Annotated in this window: 34 protein-coding genes and 1 tRNA gene; 25 read left to right on the plus strand and 10 right to left on the minus strand. The window is 58.6% G+C overall.

Annotated elements, in window-relative coordinates; genetic code table 11:
* The first annotated feature begins 22 nt into the window (after positions 1–22).
* The 3 genes from MHAR_RS05395 (at position 23) to MHAR_RS13305 (ending at position 2,203) form a co-directional block, all read left to right on the plus strand.
* On the plus strand, positions 23–529 hold the full coding sequence (locus tag MHAR_RS05395) for a hypothetical protein (RefSeq protein ID WP_048144399.1): 507 nt from the start codon (positions 23–25) through the stop codon (positions 527–529).
* 21 nt (positions 530–550) lie between these two features.
* Positions 551–1,486 carry an IS5 family transposase gene (locus MHAR_RS05400; RefSeq protein ID WP_014586601.1) on the plus strand — a complete coding sequence of 312 codons (936 nt, stop codon included), beginning with the start codon at positions 551–553 and terminating at the stop codon, positions 1,484–1,486.
* 465 nt (positions 1,487–1,951) lie between these two features.
* Positions 1,952–2,203 (plus strand): hypothetical protein, encoded by a 252-nt coding sequence (locus MHAR_RS13305; protein WP_143763296.1) that lies wholly within the window; start codon positions 1,952–1,954, stop codon positions 2,201–2,203.
* A gap of 128 nt (positions 2,204–2,331) precedes the next feature.
* Here the strand turns inward: MHAR_RS13305 and MHAR_RS05410 are convergent, their stop codons facing one another.
* Complete coding sequence (locus MHAR_RS05410) at positions 2,332–2,661, minus strand: DUF5320 domain-containing protein (RefSeq protein WP_014586603.1); 330 nt, start codon at positions 2,659–2,661, stop codon at positions 2,332–2,334.
* Positions 2,662–2,806: 145 nt separating this feature from the next.
* On the opposite strand from MHAR_RS05410, the gene MHAR_RS05415 reads away from it, so the two are divergent.
* Positions 2,807–3,253 carry a DUF134 domain-containing protein gene (locus MHAR_RS05415; RefSeq protein ID WP_081472276.1) on the plus strand — a complete coding sequence of 149 codons (447 nt, stop codon included), beginning with the start codon at positions 2,807–2,809 and terminating at the stop codon, positions 3,251–3,253.
* 178 nt (positions 3,254–3,431) lie between these two features.
* Here MHAR_RS05415 and MHAR_RS05420 read toward each other — a convergent pair whose 3' ends face one another.
* The gene (locus tag MHAR_RS05420; RefSeq protein WP_014586605.1) at positions 3,432–3,854 is read right to left on the minus strand and encodes a hypothetical protein; all 423 of its coding nucleotides are present in this window, start codon (positions 3,852–3,854) and stop codon (positions 3,432–3,434) included.
* A gap of 169 nt (positions 3,855–4,023) precedes the next feature.
* Here MHAR_RS05420 and MHAR_RS12450 point away from each other — a divergent pair, with 169 nt between their 5' ends.
* From MHAR_RS12450 to MHAR_RS05450, 7 genes are all read left to right on the plus strand, one after another.
* Entirely contained in the window at positions 4,024–4,911 is an 888-nt protein-coding gene (locus tag MHAR_RS12450; protein ID WP_014586606.1) for a UbiA family prenyltransferase, read from the plus strand.
* On the plus strand, positions 4,808–5,563 hold the full coding sequence (locus MHAR_RS05425; RefSeq protein ID WP_187287855.1) for a glycosyltransferase: 756 nt from the start codon (positions 4,808–4,810) through the stop codon (positions 5,561–5,563). Before MHAR_RS12450 ends, MHAR_RS05425 begins: the two co-directional genes overlap by 104 nt.
* A gap of 73 nt (positions 5,564–5,636) precedes the next feature.
* Positions 5,637–5,708, plus strand: a tRNA-Ala gene (locus MHAR_RS05430).
* 170 nt (positions 5,709–5,878) lie between these two features.
* Positions 5,879–6,496 (plus strand): LysE family transporter, encoded by a 618-nt coding sequence (locus tag MHAR_RS05435; protein WP_014586608.1) that lies wholly within the window; start codon positions 5,879–5,881, stop codon positions 6,494–6,496.
* 81 nt (positions 6,497–6,577) lie between these two features.
* Positions 6,578–7,201, plus strand: coding sequence for a stage II sporulation protein M (locus MHAR_RS05440; protein ID WP_014586609.1), 624 nt, complete (start codon positions 6,578–6,580; stop codon positions 7,199–7,201).
* On the plus strand, positions 7,198–8,619 hold the full coding sequence (gene proS, locus MHAR_RS05445; protein ID WP_014586610.1) for a proline--tRNA ligase: 1,422 nt from the start codon (positions 7,198–7,200) through the stop codon (positions 8,617–8,619). Before MHAR_RS05440 ends, proS begins: the two co-directional genes overlap by 4 nt.
* A 35-nt stretch (positions 8,620–8,654) precedes the next feature.
* Complete coding sequence (locus MHAR_RS05450; RefSeq protein ID WP_014586611.1) at positions 8,655–9,569, plus strand: ATP-grasp domain-containing protein; 915 nt, start codon at positions 8,655–8,657, stop codon at positions 9,567–9,569.
* Positions 9,570–9,696: 127 nt separating this feature from the next.
* Here MHAR_RS05450 and MHAR_RS05455 read toward each other — a convergent pair whose 3' ends face one another.
* Both MHAR_RS05455 and MHAR_RS05460 read right to left on the minus strand, forming a co-directional pair.
* Positions 9,697–9,930 carry a type II toxin-antitoxin system HicA family toxin gene (locus MHAR_RS05455; protein WP_014586612.1) on the minus strand — a complete coding sequence of 78 codons (234 nt, stop codon included), beginning with the start codon at positions 9,928–9,930 and terminating at the stop codon, positions 9,697–9,699.
* Positions 9,914–10,141, minus strand: a complete 228-nt coding sequence (locus MHAR_RS05460) for a type II toxin-antitoxin system HicB family antitoxin (protein WP_014586613.1) — start codon at positions 10,139–10,141, stop codon at positions 9,914–9,916. Before MHAR_RS05460 ends, MHAR_RS05455 begins: the two co-directional genes overlap by 17 nt.
* Positions 10,142–10,191: 50 nt before the next feature.
* On the opposite strand from MHAR_RS05460, the gene MHAR_RS05465 reads away from it, so the two are divergent.
* The gene (locus tag MHAR_RS05465; protein ID WP_143763297.1) at positions 10,192–10,560 is read left to right on the plus strand and encodes a hypothetical protein; all 369 of its coding nucleotides are present in this window, start codon (positions 10,192–10,194) and stop codon (positions 10,558–10,560) included.
* 49 nt (positions 10,561–10,609) lie between these two features.
* On the opposite strand, the gene MHAR_RS05470 is transcribed toward MHAR_RS05465, so the two are convergent.
* Both MHAR_RS05470 and MHAR_RS05475 read right to left on the minus strand, forming a co-directional pair.
* A complete protein-coding gene (locus MHAR_RS05470; protein WP_014586615.1) occupies positions 10,610–10,981 on the minus strand; it encodes a toxin-antitoxin system TumE family protein in 372 nt (123 codons plus the stop codon).
* Entirely contained in the window at positions 10,978–11,460 is a 483-nt protein-coding gene (locus MHAR_RS05475) for a hypothetical protein (RefSeq protein WP_228369613.1), read from the minus strand. The genes MHAR_RS05470 and MHAR_RS05475 overlap by 4 nt, the downstream gene beginning before the upstream one ends.
* Before the next feature lie 389 nt (positions 11,461–11,849).
* Between MHAR_RS05475 and MHAR_RS05480 the strand changes: the two genes are divergently transcribed.
* The 3 genes from MHAR_RS05480 to MHAR_RS05490 all read left to right on the plus strand — a co-directional run bounded on the left by MHAR_RS05480 (position 11,850) and on the right by MHAR_RS05490 (position 12,832).
* On the plus strand, positions 11,850–12,122 hold the full coding sequence (locus MHAR_RS05480; protein ID WP_143763298.1) for a hypothetical protein: 273 nt from the start codon (positions 11,850–11,852) through the stop codon (positions 12,120–12,122).
* Between the two features lie 258 nt (positions 12,123–12,380).
* Positions 12,381–12,605, plus strand: a complete 225-nt coding sequence (locus tag MHAR_RS05485; protein ID WP_014586617.1) for a type II toxin-antitoxin system HicB family antitoxin — start codon at positions 12,381–12,383, stop codon at positions 12,603–12,605.
* On the plus strand, positions 12,602–12,832 hold the full coding sequence (locus MHAR_RS05490) for a type II toxin-antitoxin system HicA family toxin (RefSeq protein ID WP_014586618.1): 231 nt from the start codon (positions 12,602–12,604) through the stop codon (positions 12,830–12,832). The genes MHAR_RS05485 and MHAR_RS05490 overlap by 4 nt, the downstream gene beginning before the upstream one ends.
* Before the next feature lie 187 nt (positions 12,833–13,019).
* Here MHAR_RS05490 and MHAR_RS13915 read toward each other — a convergent pair whose 3' ends face one another.
* The 4 genes from MHAR_RS13915 to MHAR_RS05505 all read right to left on the minus strand — a co-directional run bounded on the left by MHAR_RS13915 (position 13,020) and on the right by MHAR_RS05505 (position 14,046).
* On the minus strand, positions 13,020–13,190 hold the full coding sequence (locus MHAR_RS13915) for a toxin-antitoxin system TumE family protein (RefSeq protein WP_266335547.1): 171 nt from the start codon (positions 13,188–13,190) through the stop codon (positions 13,020–13,022).
* Positions 13,191–13,389: 199 nt separating this feature from the next.
* Positions 13,390–13,542, minus strand: coding sequence for a hypothetical protein (locus tag MHAR_RS05500; protein WP_014586619.1), 153 nt, complete (start codon positions 13,540–13,542; stop codon positions 13,390–13,392).
* Between the two features lie 89 nt (positions 13,543–13,631).
* Positions 13,632–13,826: a type II toxin-antitoxin system HicA family toxin gene (locus MHAR_RS12870; RefSeq protein ID WP_014586620.1), complete on the minus strand. Its 195-nt coding sequence runs from the start codon at positions 13,824–13,826 to the stop codon at positions 13,632–13,634.
* A gap of 7 nt (positions 13,827–13,833) precedes the next feature.
* Positions 13,834–14,046: a type II toxin-antitoxin system HicB family antitoxin gene (locus tag MHAR_RS05505; protein WP_014586621.1), complete on the minus strand. Its 213-nt coding sequence runs from the start codon at positions 14,044–14,046 to the stop codon at positions 13,834–13,836.
* 258 nt (positions 14,047–14,304) lie between these two features.
* On the opposite strand from MHAR_RS05505, the gene MHAR_RS05510 reads away from it, so the two are divergent.
* The 10 genes from MHAR_RS05510 to MHAR_RS05555 all read left to right on the plus strand — a co-directional run bounded on the left by MHAR_RS05510 (position 14,305) and on the right by MHAR_RS05555 (position 21,039).
* Positions 14,305–14,541 carry a type II toxin-antitoxin system HicB family antitoxin gene (locus MHAR_RS05510; protein ID WP_014586622.1) on the plus strand — a complete coding sequence of 79 codons (237 nt, stop codon included), beginning with the start codon at positions 14,305–14,307 and terminating at the stop codon, positions 14,539–14,541.
* On the plus strand, positions 14,519–14,764 hold the full coding sequence (locus tag MHAR_RS05515; RefSeq protein ID WP_014586623.1) for a type II toxin-antitoxin system HicA family toxin: 246 nt from the start codon (positions 14,519–14,521) through the stop codon (positions 14,762–14,764). Before MHAR_RS05510 ends, MHAR_RS05515 begins: the two co-directional genes overlap by 23 nt.
* 119 nt (positions 14,765–14,883) lie before the next feature.
* On the plus strand, positions 14,884–15,360 hold the full coding sequence (locus MHAR_RS05520; RefSeq protein ID WP_014586624.1) for a hypothetical protein: 477 nt from the start codon (positions 14,884–14,886) through the stop codon (positions 15,358–15,360).
* A 39-nt stretch (positions 15,361–15,399) separates the two neighbouring features.
* Complete coding sequence (gene thrC, locus MHAR_RS05525; protein ID WP_014586625.1) at positions 15,400–16,755, plus strand: threonine synthase; 1,356 nt, start codon at positions 15,400–15,402, stop codon at positions 16,753–16,755.
* Positions 16,756–16,767: 12 nt separating this feature from the next.
* Positions 16,768–17,778 (plus strand): methionine synthase, encoded by a 1,011-nt coding sequence (locus MHAR_RS05530; protein ID WP_014586626.1) that lies wholly within the window; start codon positions 16,768–16,770, stop codon positions 17,776–17,778.
* Positions 17,779–17,998: 220 nt separating this feature from the next.
* Positions 17,999–18,406, plus strand: coding sequence for a DUF1699 family protein (locus tag MHAR_RS05535; RefSeq protein ID WP_048144403.1), 408 nt, complete (start codon positions 17,999–18,001; stop codon positions 18,404–18,406).
* 315 nt (positions 18,407–18,721) lie between these two features.
* Positions 18,722–19,396 carry a triose-phosphate isomerase gene (gene tpiA / locus MHAR_RS05540; RefSeq protein ID WP_048144404.1) on the plus strand — a complete coding sequence of 225 codons (675 nt, stop codon included), beginning with the start codon at positions 18,722–18,724 and terminating at the stop codon, positions 19,394–19,396.
* Between the two features lie 4 nt (positions 19,397–19,400).
* Positions 19,401–19,670 carry an acylphosphatase gene (locus tag MHAR_RS05545; protein ID WP_014586629.1) on the plus strand — a complete coding sequence of 90 codons (270 nt, stop codon included), beginning with the start codon at positions 19,401–19,403 and terminating at the stop codon, positions 19,668–19,670.
* Between the two features lie 14 nt (positions 19,671–19,684).
* Positions 19,685–19,867: a 4Fe-4S dicluster domain-containing protein gene (locus tag MHAR_RS05550; RefSeq protein ID WP_014586630.1), complete on the plus strand. Its 183-nt coding sequence runs from the start codon at positions 19,685–19,687 to the stop codon at positions 19,865–19,867.
* The gene (locus tag MHAR_RS05555) at positions 19,864–21,039 is read left to right on the plus strand and encodes an NAD(P)/FAD-dependent oxidoreductase (RefSeq protein ID WP_014586631.1); all 1,176 of its coding nucleotides are present in this window, start codon (positions 19,864–19,866) and stop codon (positions 21,037–21,039) included. The genes MHAR_RS05550 and MHAR_RS05555 overlap by 4 nt, the downstream gene beginning before the upstream one ends.
* The last annotated feature ends 28 nt before the right edge of the window (positions 21,040–21,067 follow it).

Here is a 21,067-nt window from a genome sequence, read left to right on the forward strand (position 1 = left end):
AGGACCTACAGGAGGAATCTTCATGAAGGACTTTTCTCCTTTTAATGAAGAGGAATCTTGGACCGAGGGGCCTTCGATCAACCGATCCGATGGAAAGGAGATCCACATCGAAAGGATCGTTTCTCTTCTGCCAGTCCGCCATTACTGGGGGTGGACGATATTCGCGGTAGCATATCTGTTAGTTTCTAATGTATTTATAGCATATTTCGAAAAATCTTCAACATATTTCATATCTTCTTTAATCCTCTCCATTCTACTGGCCCAACAGACGATAATTATTATTTGGGCAAAAAATAAGCTGAATACAATAGAAAAAGTTTTATTAGAAATTGTCGACCTGCCGCAGGAGGAGATCCGGATCCTTTGGAGGGGGCTGAAGGCCAGAATATTTGATGATAAAAAAATGATATTAATGGGCCTCCTTATGAACGTCTTGGCTCATGTTTTCCATCTGGACGACCTTGGATACTCGTACGAATCCGCCTACTCGAGGATTTCGAAAAACCTAACCATAGCAATATTTAAATAGTATTACTAATAATTAAGTATCATGAATACATTTGCAGCCTGGGCTTTCCGAGAAGTTTACAGTAACCAGAAATCTGGGAACCGGCTCTTGCAGATAGTTGATATCATAGACTGGAAGCCCATTCGCGAGCTACTTGAGGAGATGTACAAAAACAAAAGCGAGAAAGGTGGCCGGCCTAATTGCGACGTCCTGATGATGTTTAGAATTCTGATACTTGAGGAGTGGTACGGTCTAAACGATCTTGAAGTTGTGAGACAGATCAAGGATCGAGTATCGTTTATGGGATTTCTTGGTTTTCCGGAGCAGGTTCCTGATTCTAGCACGATATGGCTTTTCAAGGAGCGGATGATAGAGACAGGAACGCACGATCGAGTCTGGGATGAGTTCAGACGTCAATTGTATTCTAAGGGACTAACTGTGAAACGTGGAACGATCCAGGATGCCACGTTCATCGAAGCTGATCCTGGTTCATCGAAAAAACCACGGGAGGATCAGGCTAAAACTCGCCGAAGCAGAGATGGCACATGGACCAAGAAGGGTGATGAGTTTCATTTTGGATATAAACTTCATTCTAAAGTAGATATAGACTATGCACTGATCCGTGAGATAGATACGACAACGGCAAAAGTTCACGATAGCAGGGTCGATCTTTCTGTCCCGGGAGAGGTGGTGCTGAGAGATAAGGGATATTTTGGCGTGCCTGCGAGGGGTGAAGATTTCACCATGAAGAGAAGGACGACAGAAAGGCCGTTGGATGATCTCGAAAATGAACGGAATCGGCTGATAAGCAAGCTGAGATCACCTGGAGAAAGGCCCTTCGCGGTTATAAAACGGGTCTTTGGAGCTGGCAGGGTTCTTGTTACTACTCTGAAACGAGTTTATGGTAAAATGATAGTTGCAGCCATCTCATACAATCTGTATCAGTTATATACACTAAAAAAGGAGAATGTAATTTGAGAATAGCGGATGCTATCTAAAATCGTTGAGAAAAGAACGCAAACTGAGAAAATTTGGAGCCTGGCAGGGAAAAATGATCCTGATAATTGGATTTAGGGATAAAAAGTGCTCTGGAAATGAGTTAATCGAAATCCTCACTCATATATTTTTATACAATACGTATATTACGGCGTCCATTATTTCATGGGAGCCGGACTGTATCTATTGGCAGCAACTCTTTCAGCTATATATTCATTAAGTAAAATTCCGCTTAATATAAATTCGTTGATATCAAGGCACGTCCATTTCAAGGGTCTGCTCTACTCCGAGCTGACGATCTGTGCCATCAGCGTCTATCTGTCCTGGGGGATTTTCTATATGACTACCCCCAGTAGATTGACGGATAAGCTGAGCATAATCTGGTTCTCCAGTTTCGCCGTCATCTTACTTTTATACTTCATCCTATCTCAATATATAATTCATAGAATGATGACTAAGGCCAAAAGGGACAATTTGGGCACCTTCTCGGCGATATTGAGATCAACAGCCCAGGAAGCCCTTAAGAACCCAACGAGGCAGAACATCATCTGTCTGAGAGCCATAATCGATATTCAGAGGCAAATAGATGATATGTGTCAATGGCCCTTTGGCATCTACGAGATCCTGCATATCGTATTGATCGTCATAATACCCCTGGTGGTGGTACTCTTAGAGATAATATTCGAAGTAGTGAGGTGATCTCTATCCTGTGGCAGAAACGACGGAATCAGAGGGGCCCTTTCCCTCGGTCTGGGGGCTATGTCCATCAATATCCCAGTCAACAAAAATAACAGGAGAAAAAAAGAACGATGAGGCCCTGGAAGAGGTCACTTCTGGGGTTTCAGCTCCTCTATCCTGGCCTTTATGCTCTTCAGCTGGGCCTCGAGGCTCTCCGCCATCACTTCCAGATCTGCCATCTCCACCTCAGGGGATGGGGCCCCCGGCGGATAAGGCCCTAGGGAAGCAAGGGGCGTCGGCATCCTGTACCAGAAGCATAGGCCCCGGCCGCGGCCGCGGATGCCACCTCTGCCGGACCCAAAGGGCCTTCCATAGCCTCCTCTCGCGTATCCTGGGGCTTCGAACCCCGAGCAGTATCCCATGCCCCTCCCGGTCCGCGGTCCGAATCCGGCAGGGCCCGTTCCATCTCCACCTGGCATTTATTATTCACCTCCTTCCTCTGGGAGGGCGGCCGAGACGCCGTCCAGCCAGAGGCTGCAAATAATTCTCTTATGAGATCTAATATTTAATCATTTCCCTAAAGGGGAGAAATTTTCATATATATCATCCCATATACGACCTTCCATGAGCCCGAGGAGAGGGAGGCGTCGCGGCCCGCGATGGATCACGGAGATCCCCGAAACGAGGCGCTTTGAGCCGGTGGGGGGGGCGGAGGGGGTGGAGGTGAAGGTCACCCTGGAGGAGCTGGAGGCGATCCGCCTCGTCGACTTTCTGGATCTTCAGCAGCAAGAGGCTTCCCTCTACGTCGGGGTCTCCCGGAAGGCCCTCTGGAACGACCTTCGGAGCGGGAGAAAGAAGGTGGCTTCGGCCCTCATCTGCGGCCTGGGGATCGTCATCGAGGGCGGAAGCTACCTCCTCCGAGAGGAAGGGTCGGAGAGCCCCCCCTCCCCCGAGGAGAGGCCCCCGGTGGAGGATCAGATCCGGCTCCTGGAGCTGGAGATGATCGCCCTGGAGGAGAGGCTCCGCCTGATGAGGGCGAGGATGGAGGCGCTGGAGGGAAAGGTTGGCTGAGGACTGGATCGCTGGGCTGCTGGGCCCAAAAATCTTCGGGCTGGGGAGGATTATGGGGGTGGGCCCCTGGGATCCCCCTCTCGGCTCAGATCCGCCTCCGTCCTCAGCTCCGGCGGGTCTATTCTATCGGCTCAAAATCCGGCTGAGCCCCTCCCGGATAAATCGAGAGGTTCTGCCCTCATCCAGGGGCGGGGTTCATGAACTCCTCTAAGGCCGGAGAGTACTGGCTGAGGTTCGTTCTCAAAGGGCTCTCGCTCTCATTAAGAAACCTTCTTAGCCCCTCCGGATAAGCCGAGAGGCTCTGTCTCCATCCGGCGGTGATATTCATGAACTCCTCGAAGGCCGGAGAATAGTGGCTGAGGTTCGCCCTGGCGAGCCCCGAATCCCTCTCCAGAAAGTCCGCGAGGTATTCAGGATAAGCCGACAGGTTCCGCTCTCCTGGACCTTTGGCGACAAACTCCTGGAGGCCACGGCCGTATTCGGAGTAGTTGGCGCCAGATATCGTCCCAGATGGCCCGATCACCCCCAGGTAGTCGTCAACGCCTCCGGCGGGGGGGGAGATGAGGAGGGCTGGGACGAGAAGAATATACCACGACCTCATAATATCGCATACATTTAAAGTTTAAGATATATAAGTTCTCCCCGGATAAGACGGGCTGCTCCGGCCGGAGGGGTTTGGGAACGGCTCGGGGATCTGGACGCCGAGATTCGAAAAGGTAGATAAGGGATTACGGAAATCGAGTCCTTTCATCCGGGGAGAGAGACAAGAGATGATCGATTACCTGAAGATGCTGCGCATAGGAGACTGGATCAAGTTCTACCCGTTATTTCCCCTGGCAGGGGCTCTCCTGGCTGGAGGGGGGGCGGACAGGGTTCTATTAGTTCTGATCGCGTACCTCTTTCTCATAAGCTACGCCTTCGTCGTCAACAACTTTTTTGATGCAGATATCGATAGGCAGCACCGCCTGAAGGTGGCTTCGGGAAAGAACCCCCTGGCGGCTGGAAGGGTGGAGGAGAGGCGGGTCATCCTGATGATGCTCCTCCTCATCTCCATCCCCCTCCTCCTCTCCCTCCGCCTGAGCACCGCCGGCGCCGTCTTCGTCCTCATCAACCTGGTGGTCATGACCGCCTACTCCACCAGCCGGATCCGGCTGAAGGAGAGGTACCTCTGGGATGCCGCAAGCCACGGCCTGATGTTCGGCGCCCTCCCCTTCCTCGCGGGTTTCCTCCTCTGTGGAGGCGAGGTATCCCGGGGGATAATCTTGATATCCATCCTTCTCTTTATAGTCGGATGCGAGGCCCTTATAGCTCATCAGATAGTGGATTACGCAGAAGATCTGGGGTCGACCACCACCACGGTGACCAGGGTGGGACAGAAGAACGGCCTATTGATGCTCGGGGGACTCGCCGCCCTCTCCGTGGTATTCGCCCTCGCAGCATCACGGCTGTATCAGCCATCTCTGGCGGTGGCGGCGGCTTCGGCCCTTTATCTCGTGGCCTATCCGACCTATTCGGTCCGAGGTATGTTCAATGATATCAGTCATCGTTCCCGCGTTGAACGAGGCGGAGGAGATAGAGGCGACCCTGAGGTCCCTTGCAAGTCAATCTCTGGGAAGAGAGAACTTCGAGATAGTGGTAGTCGATGGGGGTTCCGATGACGCGACCGTCGAGATCGCTGAAAAGTACGCAGACCGGGTGATCTCCCAGACCCACCCCGGGATCGGGGGAGCGAGGAGGGACGGCGCCCAGGCCGCCACCGGCGGCGCCCTCGCCTTCACCGATGCCGACACCGCCTTTCCCAAGGTCTGGCTTGAGGTGGTCAGCCGGAACCTGGAGGTCCGCGAGGCGAGCACAGGTCCCGTGATATTCCAGGATAGAGACCTCAGGACCGAGATCCTGAGGGCCTGGAGGAGCTCCTACAAGCTCCTCAAAGCCTTCAACTTCTGCTACATGATCGGCTCCAACATGGCCATGAGGAGGGAGACGTACCAGCGGGCGGGGGGCCACCGGGACATCTCCTTACTCGACGACTACGACCTCTCGGTGAGGCTCTTCAGGATCGGGGCGGACGCGGTCTACGACCCCCGGCAGGCGGTCTACACCTCGTCCCGGCGGGCCCACAAGCTCCTCACCTACGGCGTAACGGTCGCCTACGGCCATTACAACTACGCCGTCACCAAGGACTACGAGAAGCTCCTCAACTACCCGAAGGTTGAGGAGATGACGGTCAAGGACCTCCTGAACGGCATCCGCTGGGGGAGGCCCGTAGTATCGGCGATGGAGACGTTCCAGTCCACCCTGAGGAGGTAGCTTTTTGCGGCCGGCCTCGCGGCCCCGCTTACCGACATCTTTATTTGATAGGTCTGCGTATGCCCCGCCCAGCGGGCCGGTAGATCAGGGGTAGATCGCTACCTTGGCATGGTAGAGGCCTCGGGTTCAAATCCCGACCGGTCCATAGGGGCTTATCGTTTATCCACCTGGGATATCAATCTCCCTTCCTCGACTTTTCGCTCTCTGGTCCGGCTCAACCCTTTCCCTTCGGCAGGCTTACTCCTCCTAGGCCGGGCCTGTCGGCCGCCTCCAGGTCGAAAGGTTCAGATACCTTGGAAGGGGTGGTTTAGGGGTATGGAAGGGGCTCTTCAGACCTTGATCCTGGCCTTCACCATAGGGCTGACCGGAGCCCTCGCTCCGGGGCCGACCCTCGTCGCCACCATAAACACCTCCCTCCAGCGAGGGTGGACGATGGGTCCGAAGGTGGCGACGGGCCACGCCCTCGCCGAGGTGGTGGTCTTCCTCCTGATAGTGGTGGGGCTGGCATCGGTGGCGGAGAGGCATACCGCCGTCGTCGCCGCCGTCGGGGGGACGGCCCTCATCCTCTTCGGCCTTATGACCTTGAGGGGGAGCAGAACCGCCACCATGGAGTTCTCTCCCGAGGGCGCCTCGTCGAACCCTTACCTGGCAGGAGCTCTCACCAGCGTCGCAAACCCCTACTTCTGGGTCTGGTGGCTATCCGTCGGGTCTGCCCTGGTCCTGGCGGAGCTTCGGGAGGGTATCCTCCTGGCGATGATCTTCATGATCGGTCACTGGGGGGCGGATTATGGGTGGTACACCTTCGTATCGACGAGCCTCCACCGGGGGAGGAACTTCCTATCCGAGGTGAACTACCGGCGGACCCTCGCCCTCTGCGGAGCCTTCCTCGTCCTCTTCGGGGCAAGCTATCTGGCGGGGGCGTGGGCCGGCTAGGCGGATCCAGGACCATCCCCCATCGATAAAATCGCCAGAATCTTATACGATGTCGGAGGGTGATGGAGGTGGAGGTCTCGATTGAACTGGAAAGAAGATGCCTCATACCTCAGGTCCATCCGACCCTACATCCTCCTCTCGGTCTCTCTCTTCTTCGGGGCGGCCGTCCTGGGATTCGCCGTCTCGGCCAGGGATCCGACCCTAGGGGCCGCCTACGTAGGAGAGGTGGCAGATAAGCTGGAGTGGATCCTGGATCTGAGCCCGGCGAAGATGATGCTGGCGATATTCCTGAACAACCTCTTCGCTTCGGCGCTCGCCCTCCTCCTGGGGGTGGGGTTTGGGATCGTCCCCGCCGTCGTCGTCGTCCTGAACGGGGCCGTAGTAGGCCTCGTCGTCCATCAGGCTGTAATGGCCGGAGGAGCCACCTTCGTCCTCGTCGCCATAATCCCCCACGGAATCATCGAGCTTCCCACCGTCCTCGTCGCCATAGGGGTGGGGTTTCGGCTCGGCCATCTCATGATCCTCACCCTCCTGGGGAGGAGGGTCGACCTGGAAGGAGAGCTTCTGGCTGGGATCCGCCTCCTCCGATGGGTCGCCCTCCTCCTCTTCATCGCCGCGGCGATCGAGGCCTTCATAACTCCAGCCATCGTCCAGCCCTTCATCCAACCCATTGTAGATTCGCAATCGTTATCGGTGATCGAATGACCGAGGCCAAACTACCGGGAAAAGAGAACTTCAGCGAATGGTATCACGAGCTGTTGAAGGCGGGGGAGATCATCGACGTCCGTTATCCCGTCAAGGGGATGTGCGTCTGGTATCCCTTCGGCTTCGCCCTCCGGAGGAACGTCTACGACCTGATGAGAGAGCTCCTGGACCCCGACCATCAGGAGACCCAGTTTCCCCTCCTGATCCCGGAGACGGAGTTCATGAAGGAGGCTGAGCACATCAAGGGCTTCGAGGACGAGGTCTACTGGGTCACCCACGGTGGGACCTCCCCCCTCGAGATCAAGCTCGCCCTCAGGCCGACGAGCGAGACGGCGATATACCCCATCTTCAAGCTCTGGGTGAGGAGCCACGCCGACCTCCCCCTCAAGATATACCAGATCGTCAACACCTTCCGGTACGAGACGAAGCACACCCGGCCCCTCATCAGGCTCCGGGAGATCACCTCCTTCAAGGAGGCCCACACTGTCCACGCGACCTGGGATGAGGCGGCGGAGCAGGTGGAGGCGGCCCTCAACATCTACGCCGAGTTTTACCGGCGCCTGGCCATCCCCTTCCTCTTCGCGAGGAGGCCCTCCTGGGACAAGTTCCCCGGCTCCGACTACTCCATCGCCCTGGACACGGTGATGCCGGACGGGAGGACGCTCCAGATCGGGACCGCCCACCTGCTGGGGACGAACTTCGCCACCACCTACGGGATCACCTTCGAGAACGAGGGCGGCGAGCAGGAGTTTGCAAACCAGACCTGCTACGGCGTCTCCGAGAGGTGCATCGCCGCCCTCATCTCCGTCCACGGCGACGACAAAGGCCTCGTCCTCCCCTGGTCGGTCGCCCCCGTCCAGGTGGTCATCGTCCCGATCCTCTTCAAGGATAAGGAGAGGACCCTGGAGGTCTCTCGGGAGATCAAAGCGAGGCTAGCCGCCGCCGGGATCCGGGCGGCCATCGACGAGAGCGACGAGCGGCCCGGCGCCAAGTTCTACAAGTGGGAGATGAAGGGGGTCCCCATCCGGATCGAGATCGGGCCCCGGGACATCGAAAACGGGGTCGCGGTCCTGGCAAGAAGGGACGGCAAAAAATTGACCGTCCCCCTGGACGGTCTCCTCGCCTCCATCGAGGAAGAGGCCGCCGACCTCCAAGAGGCGATGCTCGCCCGGGCCCAGGCCTTCCTCGCGAGCAAGGTGAAGGACTGCGAGACGGCAGAGGAGGCGAGGGTCCAGACCGCGGCCGGGGTCGCCCGGGTTGCTTGGTGCGGCTCGGAGGAGTGCGGCCACAGAATCGAGGAGGAGGTCGGGGCGGCCGTCCTCGGCGAGCCATGGCGGTCCTCTGAGAAGGGTGAGAGAAGCTGCATCGTCTGCGGCGCCAGGACCGAGAAGTGCGCCCTCCTCGCGAGGCAGTACTGAATAACCGACTAGAAATTCCGGCAGAAGAGAAGATCATGAAGGTTCTGATCGCCGAGTACGCCGTAGCCACGGATCTGCCGGGGACCTACGCCGTCGAGGGGAGGGCGATGCTCTCGATCCTCGCCCGGAGCTTCGAGCGGCTCGGCCACGAGGTCATCTACCCGACGGCGGGGCCTGAAGTTGGTGCTGGTAGGCCAATCGTCCTCGAAGGCAAAAGCGATGAGCACTTCGAGGATTTTCTCGCCGGTTCCGGCGCGGATGCGGGGCTGGTGATAGCTCCCGACGAGCTTCTCCCCGGATTTCTTGAGATCCTGGAAAAAGGGACCGCAAACCTCGGCTGCTCCCCCGCCGCCGCGAGGCTCTCCGCCGACAAGCTCGCCTGCACCCGCCGCCTCCAGGAAGAGGCCGTTCCCGTCGTCGAGATCGCCGATCCCGACGACCCCGGAACCGGCCCCTTCGTCCTGAAGCCCCGGTTCGGCTGCGGCTCTGAGAGGATGGAGCTCGTCGACGAGCTCCCGGAAGATCTGGGCGATCGGATCGCGACCAGGTTCTGCCAGGGCGAGGCCCTCAGCGTCAGCCTCATCGCCTCCGGCGACCGGGTCCTACCCCTGACGGTCAATAAGCAGCTCGTCTCCGTCGAGGCGGGCTTCGAGTACCGGGGCGGGATCGTCCCCTACCGCTCGGACCGGGAGGAGGAGATCCTGAAGGCGGCGAAGATGGCGGCCCGCGCCCTCGACCTATCGGGCTACGCCGGGATCGACCTCGTCGTCGGAGACCTTCCCCGGGTCGTGGACGTCAACCCCCGGCCCACCACCTCCATCGTGGGGATCGCGAAGGTGATGCGCGAGGAGCTGGCGGACCTGATCCTGAGGGCGAGGTTTGCGACGCTGCCGGGGAGGGTGACGGTGGAGGGGAGCTGTGAGTTTCGGAAGGGAGAGCTGGAACTGTAGGGGAATGGGCTATCGTCGGGCCGAGGATGATGCGGGCTGGCCCGGCCAGTTCTCGAAGTCTCTATGGTAATCGCGGAGTTTCTGGCTCGATTTTGTCGCCCTGTTAGAACGGCTAAAGACAGATCTTTCATCTCCTGCCGCCGTCGCCCCGCACGAGCTTCCAGAAGTCCTCTTCAGAGATGCCCAGCTGCTTGAGGATCTCATAAAATGGCCATCCGCCAATCTCGCTGTTGGCGTGGATGGGGATGGTCGTCGCCCGTCCATCCGGATGCTTCCAACGGGCGTGGCCGCCTTTCTGTCGGATCTTTTGAAATCCAAGCTTTGCGGCTGCCTTTTCTCGGTCCTTAGCTCTGGCAGACATGGACCGACTCCAGGTCGACGTCCTGGGGCAATTGCCTTCCTTCTTCTCTGTATTCCTCTTTGATCATCTCGAAGACGTTGACGATCTCGGCCTGCGCCTCTTCGGGAGTTTCCCCCCAGGCGTGGCACCCTGGGATGGCGGGGACGTAGGCTACAAAGGTGCCGTTATCGTCCGGACGAAGGACGATGGTATAGTCGTGAAGGCGCTTCATCGAGGTTATTTTTGCTTTTCAGAATATAAATCTTCTCTGCAAAAGGATGGGTGGTGCCAGTTGCCGGGGGCGGCGAGGGTGGCGCCGCCCCCGGTGGTGGTCCGTTGGGCTCGCCTCGGCCGAACGCCACGGCGCCATCTCGCGGTACGCTCCGGGCGAATTGCGCCCCCTGGGCCTTTTGGGCCCCCGCCGGGATCGACCTCGTCGTCGGCGACCTCCTCAGGGTGGTGGACGCAAACCCCCGGCCCACCACCTCCATTGTCGGGATATCGAAGGTGATGCGCGAGGAGCTGGCGGACCTGATCTTGCGGGCGAGGTTCGCGACTCTGCCGGAGGGGGTGACGGTGGAGGGGGAATGCGAGTTTTGGAAGGGGGAGCTGGAACTTTACAGCGGTATTCCGCCAACCGTGACTGGTTAAAAGAGGCATAATTAGCTGCCAGGTCTGTACAGGTGACACCCTTCACAAGTCAAGAGGGAACGGCGCTCTCAAGTCTGATGATGGCCTCCATCTCGTTGAGCACGTACCCAATGAGAACTTCCTGGCACTCCGAGACGTTCTTATTGCTCTCGACATGAAGATGATGCGGGAATGTCTTCATATCCGGCCAGTGGGGAGCGTTGTCCCACCTTCGGACCATCTTCGCCTCTTTTTGTACGTGGTAGGAATAACGCCTGAAGTCCCTGCCCAGTGCTTCGTTGATGAAGAGGACGTATCCACCCTTGAGCTTTGCAGCGGCCCGAAGCGCCTGTCTCCCTGGCTCTTGGACCAATACCATTACTTCCATCTCCTCGACGATCTCGCTGGAAGAGAGGGCGTCGAGGATATCCTGGACCTTCATTTCCCGACGCCTTTGAGATTTGCCTGGACGCCCGCCCAGTATTTGCGGGCCGACTCGTAGCTCTCCCAGATGATGAAGTCGTCCCACTCGTCGAAGGACTCGTCTCCCTTCCTCGATCTGATCCGCTCTTCGAACTCCTCAAAGCTCATATCGTACTTGGCGCGCATCTCTTCGATCAGGGAGTCGAAGTGACGGATCTTCGATCCGGCCTGATCCAGAACGAGGCTTCTCAGGGCGTCTTTCTCGTCCTTGAAGAGGCCATCTCGAACGAGCATGGAGATAGGCTCGAAGACCTCCCTGGATACCTCAACCGTCTCGCTCATCATCTTCACCGACCTGGAAAATAAGGCCTTCAAGAGATATAAATGCGGCGAAGATCCGCCGGGATCGACCTCTTCGTCGGCGACCTCCTCAGGGTGGTGGACGCGAATCCCCCCGCCCATCACCTCCATCGTTGGGATCGCCAAGGTGATGCGCAAGGAGCTGGCGGACCTCATCCTGGGGCGTGGGTTACGACGCTGCCGGAGAGGGTGACGGTGGAGGGGAGTTGCAGGTTCATGAAGGCGAGGCTTAGAGAATGTAGGTCATAGCGAAAAAATATAGCAGGGAAAACATCACCATCTAACCCACATCACCAATTAAAAGTCGATTCTAGACGAGTATATAGTCCTCAGAAGTCCCATTGATTGAGTATCGTGGATGAGAACTGCCACAGCATATTGTAACAAAATCACTAGTAAAGACTTTTATTTATCATATTATGGCCAAACATAATCACGAATACATAGCAAAAACGATAAATTCATATACTATTAGAGATACTAGAATATTATAACATGCAGATGAAAACTTGAAAACCGAAGCGGAGATGATTGAAATGAGCCAGACGGATGGATGGGTTGAAAATGAAGGCGTTTGGACCAAACAGATTGATATTTCCGATAATTTATCGGCAAAGATGATAGTGAATCCAAGTACCGGCGTTGCTGACGGATTCATAGTCGAGAAGAAATTGACGCCTGCAGGCGAAGAATCCACTGAAATTCGGAACTTTGCAAGATACGATTTCAGATCATATGGAAAAAGTTCGCTGCAGTTCCATATGAAGCAGATAGAAGATGTAACCCTTAGTTGCATTTAGCTATGGCGTCACGACGGATAAAACACACAAAGTCACCGCCGCCCATCCTCTTCCGCCTTGCGGTTCGGGCGCATCATCTCCACCCTCCCGAAACCCACGCCGCCGATCTCCCAGGCGATCGATCCTCGGCCGCCCTCGACCGCGGGCGGCGGGAGTAAGTCCGAAAGGTCCGCGATCGCCGCCGCCCACCATTATCGCGGTTTTCGAAATCCTATTAAGGTATTAGACCAGAATCTGATGAGCACGAATGGTGAAGGCATGAAGAATTATCGCTTCTCCGTGGTGATCGAGAAGGACAGGGACGGGTACTTCGCCTTCTGTCCCGAGCTTCAGGGCTGCTACACTCAGGGAGATACTTATGAGGAGGCCCTCGAGAACGTGGAGGACGCGATATCACTCCACGTGAAGGATATCCTGGAGGCGGGTGAAGAGCTTCCAGAGGTCGAATTCATCAGCCTGACCTCGCTTGAAGTGGCCGTATGACGGATAAGCTTCCACGAGTCACCGCCGATGACGCCATCAGAGCCTTAGAAAGGGCTGGCTTCTACCTGGCGAGACAGAGTGGAAGCCATAAGATCTTCAAGAATGAAGCGGGGACGAGGATAACCATCCCGTACCGCTCAGGAAAGATCCTCCATCCAAAAATCCTGAAAAGCATCCTCAAAGACGCGGACTTGACTGCGGACGAATTTATCGACCTTATGAGATAAAGGTCAGGTTCATCTTTTTCAACGACACCGCCGCCCCGAACCCAGCCGCGCGCCTCCCTGCCGATCGAGCCCGGGCCGCCCCTCTACCCCGCGGGCGCGGTCCCCGGCCACGAAATGACCTGAAAACGGACGAAAGTGCAGAAGAGGACTCTGAGAGGATGCCAAAAAATGGGGCACTTTTCTCAAGTCAAGAGGAATCTGGTCCCTCAACTCTGATAATGGCCTCCATCTCGTTGAGCACGTCCTCAACGAAGACTTCCCGACACTCCGAGACTTTCTTCTCGCTCTCGATATGAAGATGATGCGGGAAGGTCTTCACATCTGGCCAGTGGGGAGCGTTGTCCCACCTTCGCACCATCTTCGCCTCTTTTTGTGCGTGGTAGGAATAACGCCTGAAGTCCCTGCCCAGTGCTTCGTTGATGGAGTGGACGTATCACCCTTGAGCTTTGCAACGGCCCGAAGCGCCTGTCTTCCGGGCTCCTGGACCAACACCATTACTTCAATCTCCTCGACGATCTGGCTGGAATAGAGGGCGTCGAGGATATCCTGGACCTTTTTCATTTCCCGACGCCTTCGAGATTGGCCTGGACGCCCGCCCAGTATTCGCGGGCCGCCTCGCGGCTCTCCCAGATTATGACGTCATCCCCCTCGTCGAAGGACTCAGCGCCCTTACGCGATCTGATCCGCTCTTGAAAGTCCTCAAAGCCCATATCTAACTTGGCGCCCATCTCTTCGATCAGGGGGTCGAAGTCCCCAAGAAGGGGGACATTCCCTATCCATCACCGAAAGTTTGTATGTCTCATCTCAGGAGATCATCGACCTCTAGGCCCGACTGGCTCAAGATCGCCTTCAATGTGACTTTCTTAAGTTCATCATGGAGAGGGACTGAAGAAACGATCTCTCCTTTTTGAAGGACAACGTGGCTTCCCGCCCGCCTTTTTACAGAAAAGCCCTTTCTGGCGAGGATCCTTATCAGCCGTTCTCCCGAGATCACCGGGGGCTCAGCGGAGATCTGCCAGCTCCACCTTCAGGACCTCGGCGTTCTCAACCAGAAGCTCTTGCCTGAGAACCTCAAAAACGAGCCCGATCGCCTCCTTGATCTTCATCAGGGCCTCCTCTTTCGTCTCGCCCTGACTTATGGCTCCCGGCAGTTCGAGGCACCGAACAGTATAACCTCCCTCTTCCTGAGGCTCGAGGACGACTGTGTACTTCATCGTGATTATGGTTGATGACGGGTATATTTATAACAGGATTACAGCGGAACTTTTCATCATACAGAGCAGCATAAAGCGGTTCCGTACATATCGTCGCAGTGGGCGCAGGCATAAACTGCTGATAAGTCAGCGATCAAGAATCCCCATGAATCTTTTGATCCAGGAGGTCGAGGGCGGCGCCAACGGGTGCCATGGCATTATGAAGGAGCAGAATGATCTTTATACTTCAGATACTACATTTAATTGGTTGGACCGATCATGGAGAAGCTGCATCTGCCCATAATTGTGGAGATCGACGAGGACGGATACTACATCGTGAGCTGCCCGCTCCTCAAGGCCTGTCACACCTTCGGGGAGACGATCGAAGAGGCGATGGAGAAGATAAAGGAGGTCATCGAGATGTGCCTGGAAGATACGCCCATCGAAGACCTCAAAACCTTCGTCGGATATAGAGAGCTGGAAGTCGTTTGCGATGCAGAAGCTTCCTACGATTGACGGCCAAGAACTCCTTAAATTTCTCTCTAGCCTGGGATTCGTGGTGGTCAGAACCAGGGGATCTCATCTCCAGCTGAGGGCGGAGGACGGCAGGAGCACCACTATTCCCCTCCACGCCAAAAGAGAGGTTCCCAAAGGCCTCCTTCGAAAGATAATCCGCGATGATCTGGAGATGAGCCTGGAAGAGTTCCTGGATCTATTTTCAGAATACAGAGGGCGATGAAGATCCATCCTTCAACGTTCCGGCGGCCCAGAGCGCCTCTCTCCTCGAAGCTGGGATAAGTTTTTAGGGTTATCCTCCAAAAGGTAAGCCATCACAGTCGATCTCCCGAGGCGCATGGAATGACGAAGGACGCGATCATCACCCTCTCCATCGACGAGGCGGGAACACCTCCCGAGGCCACCTTCCTCTTTAGCGTCATGGTGGATGGCACGGTCGTCGCCAGCAACCAGAGCCTATCGCCCGAGGATTCCAAAGCGGTCCGTGAGATCTCCCGCCGCTACAACGGACTCTTCGAAGCCGGATGCATGCCAAAATTGGCCGCGGAGAAGCTAGCCGCCCTCAGCGCGGAGCTCTTCGCCCTCTGGCTCGCTGGGTCCTGGGAGAAGATCAAAGATATGGTGAAGCCCGGCTCTCAACGCCTCCTGGTGATCGCCTCGGATCTGCCGGACGTTTTGAACCTGCCCTGGGAGCTTCTCCGCCCGCCAGGGGGGCATTTTCTGGGCGTGGATTCCAAGTTCAGCATACGCCGATTTCTCCGAGCTGGAGGGCAGATCCCGGCCTTCGATGGAGAGCTTCGCCCCCGACCCCGACCCTGACAAAGTTTAAGGACGATCCCTCCCTATCCCCCAGCGACTATGAAGAAGATCCAATACTACAGCACCAACGGCCACCCCGAGCGCCTCGACTTCAAGGAGGCGCTCCTCCGGGGCCAGGCCCCCGACAAGGGGCTCTACGTCCCCGACTCGATCCCCCGGATCCCAAAAGAGGAGCTCGCCCGCTTCTCGGGGATGGAGTACCCCGAGATCGCCCTCTCCGTGATGCGCCGCTACATCGGCGACCTCATCCCCGAGGATGACCTCGTCGCAATCCTGAAAGATGCCTACGACTTTCCCGTCCCCATCGAGAAGGTCTACGACGAAAAGTACGTGATGCGCCTCGACCGCGGCCCCACCTTCTCCTTCAAGGACTTCGCCGCCCGGCTGATGGGCCGGCTGATGCAGCACTTCCTAAAAGAGGAGGGCCGCTCGATGGTGATCCTGACGGCGACCTCCGGGGACACGGGAAGCGCCGTCGCCCACGCCTTCTACGGCCTGGATAACATCCGGGTCGTGGTCTTGTTTCCGGAGGGAGAGGTGACCGGAAGGCAGAGAAAGCAGATGACCACCCTCGGCAAAAACGTCCACGTGATGGCCGTCGACGGCAAGTTCGATGACTGCCAGGCGATGGTGAAAGAGGCCTTCGTCGACCCCGACTTCGCTGACCTCAATTTGTCGTCCGCCAACTCCATCAACATCGGCCGGTTGATTCCGCAATCGATCTACTACTTCTACGCCTGGTCCCGGACAGCGGCCCCCGACCGGGAGGTCGTCTTCTCCGTTCCTTGCGGCAACTTCGGAAATGTCATGGCGGGGCTCCTCGCCATGAGGATGGATCTACCCGTCCATCGTTTCGTCATCGCCACCAACGAGAACGACGAGTTCCCCCGTTTCCTCTCCACCGGGGACTACCGGCCGATCCGGCCCTCGGTCAAGTGCATCTCCAACGCCATGAACGTCGGCCACCCCTCCAACCTCGCCCGGATCTTCTGGCTCTATGGCGGAGAGATGGACGAGACCGGCCGGGTCGTCCGGGCGCCCCAGATCGAGGCGATGAGGCGGGATATATTCGCCGTCTCCGTCACCGACGCCGAGACGCGGGAGACGATCTCCGAGGCGTACAACAGGTACGACGTCCTCCTGGAGCCCCACGGCGCCGTCGGCTGGGCGGGCCTCGCCCGCTACCTGAAGGAGGTCGAGGACTGGAGGCCTTCCGTCTCCCTGGAGACCGCCGACCCCGCCAAGTTCCCCGAGGAGGTGGTCCGGGCCGTCGGCCTCGAGCCGCCGGTGCCAGAGAGCATGGCCCGCCTCGACGGCATGGAGGAGAGGTTCGACCTCATCGCCGGGGAGTACGGCTCCTTCAAGGAGAGGCTCTCTGAGCTCTTCCGGGGATAGGGGGGTGAGAGGATGGATTACGGGCCAGAGATCATCTTTGACGACATAGGAAGCTACCCCCTCCCGGCGGGGATGAGCCGGGAGAGCCTCCCTCAGGGGGGATCTTACCTCGCCGTCGTCGAGGAGGCCATGGTCCAGAAGGTCGAGGCCGGGGTCCAGCGCCCCACCTACCCCCAGTTCCGGGACATGATCCGGATGTTCATGGACCCGATCGAGGACCCCAAAAGGTCGGAGAGCCCCTACCTCGTCCGGGCGGAGGAGGCCCGGATCCTGGAGCTATCGGCCCTGGAGGCCCTGGGGAGGAGGATGGAAGGGGCTGGAGGGAGGCTTGAAGCCCGGGTCTGCGTCACCGGCCCCGTGGAGCTCTACATATCCCGGTTCGGTGCCACCGACTACCGGGACATCCTCGATAACCTCGCCAGAAGCGTCGGAAGGTTCGTCGAGATGGCGAAACTGAGCCGCCACTTCCAGGTCGCCGTCATCTCCATAGACGAGCCGAGCCTCGGGATCAGTCCCAACGTCATCTTCGACGATGACGAGATAAAAAAAGCCCTGGAGATCGCAGCCCGTCCCTGCGGGGGGATCGACTGCGAGGTCCACCTCCACTCCCCCCTGATGGCGGAGGCGTGCTCCAGCGTCCCCGGGATCAACGTCATCGGGGTCGAGTCGGCAGCAAATCCCGACTACCTCAGCCTCGTCGACCGGCGGGTCCTGGAGGATCACGGAGCCTTCCTCCGGGTCGGGATCGCGAGGACCGACATCGACGGAATGGTGGCAAGGCTGAACGACCGGCTCGAGACGAACCTCTGGCTCGACCCCCAGAGGCTGGCAAGGGAGGTCTCCGCCTCCGAGGCCGCGGAGCTGATGGAGAAGAGGCTCGCCGATGCGTGCCGCCTCTTCGGAGACCGGGTGAGGTACGCGGGGCCCGACTGCGGCCTCGGCTCCTGGCCGAGCCAGAGGATGGCGAAAGATTGCCTCGCCCGCTGCGCGAGGGCCATCGCCTCCTTCGCCTCCAGGGGGTAGCTGGAGGGGATCGGCAGAAGATGGCCGGCCGAGGGGTCTTGGCCGGCCGGGCTGTCGAGGCCGGATCCCCCTCCTCGGGGGAGGACTGCCGGGATAATTTCTCCCGATACCCGGTATACGGGGTTATTATCTAAAATCCGTCCTTCCTCCCGAAGAGGAGGGGATTTTCGGGGAAATCATAACCACTATGTATAAATATTTTAAGATCATTCTATGCACCATGAGATTGAGGGTTGTTAGTTCTAAAGAGGAGATCCCGGAGCTTAACCCCAACGAGCAGATGATCCATCTCGCATTCAGGCCGTCGAATATGGACGTGATGACCCTGATCCAGAGGTGCCCCCGGATCCGAACCGTCCAGACCCCCCCATCCTACTACAGGACGATGTCCAAGGCGGCGAGGCAGTTTCTGGAGATCCAGGGGGTGGAGCTGCTGCGGGGCGACGTCTGGGGCCACAGAAAGGACATCGACGAGTACTACGAGATCGACGAGGGGGTCATCGAGAGGATATCCAAACTGATCTCGGAGGGTCGGAAGATCGATGAGGTCGTAACTCTGGTAAAAAGAGAGACGAAGCTCTCGGAAGATATGATCAAGTACATCCTCAAGACGAGCGTCATCATCTGAGGGGCCCTCGGGGGAGCCTCCATCGGCGGGCGCCCCCCCCCGCGTCCGTCGGGCCCCTCAGGCCCCGGAGTCCACACCATCACGATTTTATCTCATAAGAGTTGACTCAAAGGCCGAGGATTGAAATGAAGCCTTAGATCGGCGATCTGATTTCGGTAGGGCTTGCCTGGGGGACGTCAGGATCGGAAGATCGTCTCCCGGATGGTGGATGAGGATCATTCCCGGCCGTCGAAGAATCTAGCGCCGATCGATGGCGATCAAGCGGCCCGATCCTCGAAGCTGGCCGTTGGGCATCGACGATTGCGGCCTTCGGTGATGATCATGACAAAGGTTGTGCTTAACTTCAAGACCTACTCGGAGGCTACGGGGGCTGAGGCCCTGAAGCTCTCCCGGATTTGTGAGGAGGCAAAAGATCAGTACGACGTCGAGATCGCCGTGGCGGTTCAGGCCCCGGATATCCGGCTGATATCGGAGAACGTATCGATACCCGTCTACGCCCAGCACGTCGACGGGGTCGGGTTCGGCGGCTTCACCGGCTCCATCACCGCCGCCGCCGTCAAGGCTGCGGGAGCCACCGGGACCCTCATAAACCATTCGGAGAGGAGGCTCCGGCTCGCCGAGATCGAGGCCTCTATTTCGGCCTGCCGGGCCGCCGGGATCTCCGCCATAGTCTGCACCAACAACGTCCCCACCACCCGGGCCGCCGCCTCCCTCAAGCCCGATTACGTGGCGGTGGAGCCCCCCGAGCTGATCGGTAGCGGCATCCCCGTCTCCAAGGCCGACCCCGGCATTGTAACGGGGTCGGTAGAGGCGGTGAAGAGGATCGAGCCCTCCGTCGGGGTTCTCTGTGGAGCCGGGATCAGCCGGGGCGAGGACCTCCGGGCGGCCCTCGATCTCGGGTCGGAGGGGGTCCTCCTCGCCTCGGGGATCGTCAAGGCGAAGGATCAGAAGGCGGCCCTGGAGGACCTCCTCTCCGGGATCCGGAGGTGACCCCATGATCTGCGTCAGGGTCCGGGTCTCCGGGAGGGTCCAGGGCGTAAGCTACAGGAATTTCACCCGGAGCCACGCCGCGGAGCTGGGGGTGAAGGGCTGGGTCCAGAACCTTCCTGGGGGCGGCGTGGAGGCCCTCCTCCAGGGGGAGAGGAAGAAGGTGGGGGAGCTGTTGAGCCTGATGAAGGAGGGGCCCGCCGGGGCCCTCGTCTCCGGGATGGAGGTATCCGAGGTGCCTTGCCGGGAGATCGAGGAGTTCAAGGTGGTCCGCTGAGGAGGGATGGTCCAATGCTTTCGGTCAACAGATACAAATGCGGCTACTGCGGGGCCTGCGTCGGGGTATGTCCCGTCGCCGCCCTGGAGCTGGTGGAGACCTGGATCGAGGTCGGCGACGACTGTACGGAATGCGGCCGGTGCACCAAGATCTGTCCCCTGGGCGCCCTGGAGCTTAAAAAAGAGGCGAAGGCATGAGGTGCGACCTGGTGGTGGTGGGGGCGGGGCCCGCCGGCTCGATGACCGCCAAGGCCGCGGCCGAGGCGGGGCTGGACGTTGTATTGCTGGAGAAGAGGCAGGAGATCGGCGACCCCGTCCGGTGCGCCGAGGGCGTCAGCAAGGCCGCCCTCAAGAAGCTCGTCGACCCGGACCCCACCTGGATCTCCGCCGAGGTGAAGGGGGCGAGGATCCGGGGGCCCGACGGGACGGAGATCGTCATATCCGAGGATCGGGCAGGGGCGGAGGTGGGCTACGTCCTGGAGAGGAAGGTCTTCGACCGGGCCCTGGCGCAAGAAGCGGCGGAGGCCGGAGCGAAGGTGATGGTCAAGACGAGGGCGCTGGATCTCCTCTGGGAGGGAGGCGTCCCCGCTGGGGTCACGGCGCAGTTCATCGGCGAGAGCCTCAGGATCGAGGCTCCCCTCGTCGTCGGAGCCGACGGGGTCGAGTCGAAGGTGGGCCGCTGGGCGGGGATCGATACCGCCCTCAAACCCAAGGACATCGAGACCTGCGCCCAGTTCCTCGTCCAGGACGATAAAATCGACGACGACTACTGCGTGTTTTACCTCGGAAACGAGATCGCCCCCGGCGGGTACGTCTGGTCCTTCCCCAAGGGCCCCTCTCTCGCCAACGTCGGGATCGGCGTCCTCGGCTCAAAGGCCGACTCCGGGACCCCCATCAGGCTTCTGAGGGAGTTTATGAAGAAGAACTTCCCCGACGGGAAGGTTCTGGAGATGATGGCGGGCGGGGTTCCGGTCTCCGGCCCCATCGAGGCGACGGTCGCCGACGGGGTGATCCTCGTCGGGGACGCGGCCCGGCAGTCCGACCCCATCACCGGCGGCGGGATCATCAACGGGATGAGGGCCGGGGTGATGGCGGGGGAGATCGCCGCAGACCTGGTCCCCAAGGGGGAGGTGGACAAGAGATCCCTCCAGGTCTACGAGAAGGGGTGGAGGGAGACGATCGGAAAGTCGATCACCAGGAACTTCGCCGTCAAGGAGTTCTTCGTCGACCTCACCGACGACGACCTCAACCGGCTGATCCACTCCCTCGACGGGATCGACGTCGCAGAATTGGACCTGAGGGGGCTATTGAAGGTCCTGGTCCGGCAGAACCCGAAGCACCTCCTGAAGCTCCGCCACCTCATCGTCTAGCCGCCGTCTTCCCCGCTCCTCCGACGGC

The organism is Methanothrix harundinacea 6Ac, assembly GCF_000235565.1.
GTDB classification, from domain to species: Archaea; Halobacteriota; Methanosarcinia; order Methanotrichales; family Methanotrichaceae; genus Methanocrinis; species Methanocrinis harundinaceus.

Bases quoted from the DNA above. Each gene is read 5' to 3' on its own strand.
- MHAR_RS05395 (WP_048144399.1), top strand. From the start codon at position 23: ATGAAGGACTTTTCTCCTTTTAATGAAGAGGAATCTTGGACCGAGGGG.
- MHAR_RS05400 (WP_014586601.1), top strand. From the start codon at position 551: ATGAATACATTTGCAGCCTGGGCTTTCCGAGAAGTTTACAGTAACCAG.
- MHAR_RS13305 (WP_143763296.1), top strand. From the start codon at position 1,952: ATGATGACTAAGGCCAAAAGGGACAATTTGGGCACCTTCTCGGCGATA.
- MHAR_RS05410 (WP_014586603.1), bottom strand. From the start codon at position 2,661: ATGCCAGGTGGAGATGGAACGGGCCCTGCCGGATTCGGACCGCGGACC.
- MHAR_RS05415 (WP_081472276.1), top strand. From the start codon at position 2,807: ATGAGCCCGAGGAGAGGGAGGCGTCGCGGCCCGCGATGGATCACGGAG.
- MHAR_RS05420 (WP_014586605.1), bottom strand. From the start codon at position 3,854: ATGAGGTCGTGGTATATTCTTCTCGTCCCAGCCCTCCTCATCTCCCCC.
- MHAR_RS12450 (WP_014586606.1), top strand. From the start codon at position 4,024: ATGATCGATTACCTGAAGATGCTGCGCATAGGAGACTGGATCAAGTTC.
- MHAR_RS05435 (WP_014586608.1), top strand. From the start codon at position 5,879: ATGGAAGGGGCTCTTCAGACCTTGATCCTGGCCTTCACCATAGGGCTG.
- proS (WP_014586610.1), top strand. From the start codon at position 7,198: ATGACCGAGGCCAAACTACCGGGAAAAGAGAACTTCAGCGAATGGTAT.
- MHAR_RS05450 (WP_014586611.1), top strand. From the start codon at position 8,655: ATGAAGGTTCTGATCGCCGAGTACGCCGTAGCCACGGATCTGCCGGGG.
- MHAR_RS05455 (WP_014586612.1), bottom strand. From the start codon at position 9,930: ATGTCTGCCAGAGCTAAGGACCGAGAAAAGGCAGCCGCAAAGCTTGGA.
- MHAR_RS05460 (WP_014586613.1), bottom strand. From the start codon at position 10,141: ATGAAGCGCCTTCACGACTATACCATCGTCCTTCGTCCGGACGATAAC.
- MHAR_RS05470 (WP_014586615.1), bottom strand. From the start codon at position 10,981: ATGAAGGTCCAGGATATCCTCGACGCCCTCTCTTCCAGCGAGATCGTC.
- MHAR_RS05480 (WP_143763298.1), top strand. From the start codon at position 11,850: ATGATTGAAATGAGCCAGACGGATGGATGGGTTGAAAATGAAGGCGTT.
- MHAR_RS05485 (WP_014586617.1), top strand. From the start codon at position 12,381: ATGAAGAATTATCGCTTCTCCGTGGTGATCGAGAAGGACAGGGACGGG.
- MHAR_RS05490 (WP_014586618.1), top strand. From the start codon at position 12,602: ATGACGGATAAGCTTCCACGAGTCACCGCCGATGACGCCATCAGAGCC.
- MHAR_RS13915 (WP_266335547.1), bottom strand. From the start codon at position 13,190: ATGGTGCGAAGGTGGGACAACGCTCCCCACTGGCCAGATGTGAAGACC.
- MHAR_RS05500 (WP_014586619.1), bottom strand. From the start codon at position 13,542: ATGGGCTTTGAGGACTTTCAAGAGCGGATCAGATCGCGTAAGGGCGCT.
- MHAR_RS05505 (WP_014586621.1), bottom strand. From the start codon at position 14,046: ATGAAGTACACAGTCGTCCTCGAGCCTCAGGAAGAGGGAGGTTATACT.
- MHAR_RS05510 (WP_014586622.1), top strand. From the start codon at position 14,305: ATGGAGAAGCTGCATCTGCCCATAATTGTGGAGATCGACGAGGACGGA.
- MHAR_RS05515 (WP_014586623.1), top strand. From the start codon at position 14,519: ATGCAGAAGCTTCCTACGATTGACGGCCAAGAACTCCTTAAATTTCTC.
- MHAR_RS05520 (WP_014586624.1), top strand. From the start codon at position 14,884: ATGACGAAGGACGCGATCATCACCCTCTCCATCGACGAGGCGGGAACA.
- thrC (WP_014586625.1), top strand. From the start codon at position 15,400: ATGAAGAAGATCCAATACTACAGCACCAACGGCCACCCCGAGCGCCTC.
- MHAR_RS05530 (WP_014586626.1), top strand. From the start codon at position 16,768: ATGGATTACGGGCCAGAGATCATCTTTGACGACATAGGAAGCTACCCC.
- MHAR_RS05535 (WP_048144403.1), top strand. From the start codon at position 17,999: ATGAGATTGAGGGTTGTTAGTTCTAAAGAGGAGATCCCGGAGCTTAAC.
- tpiA (WP_048144404.1), top strand. From the start codon at position 18,722: ATGATCATGACAAAGGTTGTGCTTAACTTCAAGACCTACTCGGAGGCT.
- MHAR_RS05545 (WP_014586629.1), top strand. From the start codon at position 19,401: ATGATCTGCGTCAGGGTCCGGGTCTCCGGGAGGGTCCAGGGCGTAAGC.
- MHAR_RS05550 (WP_014586630.1), top strand. From the start codon at position 19,685: ATGCTTTCGGTCAACAGATACAAATGCGGCTACTGCGGGGCCTGCGTC.
- MHAR_RS05555 (WP_014586631.1), top strand. From the start codon at position 19,864: ATGAGGTGCGACCTGGTGGTGGTGGGGGCGGGGCCCGCCGGCTCGATG.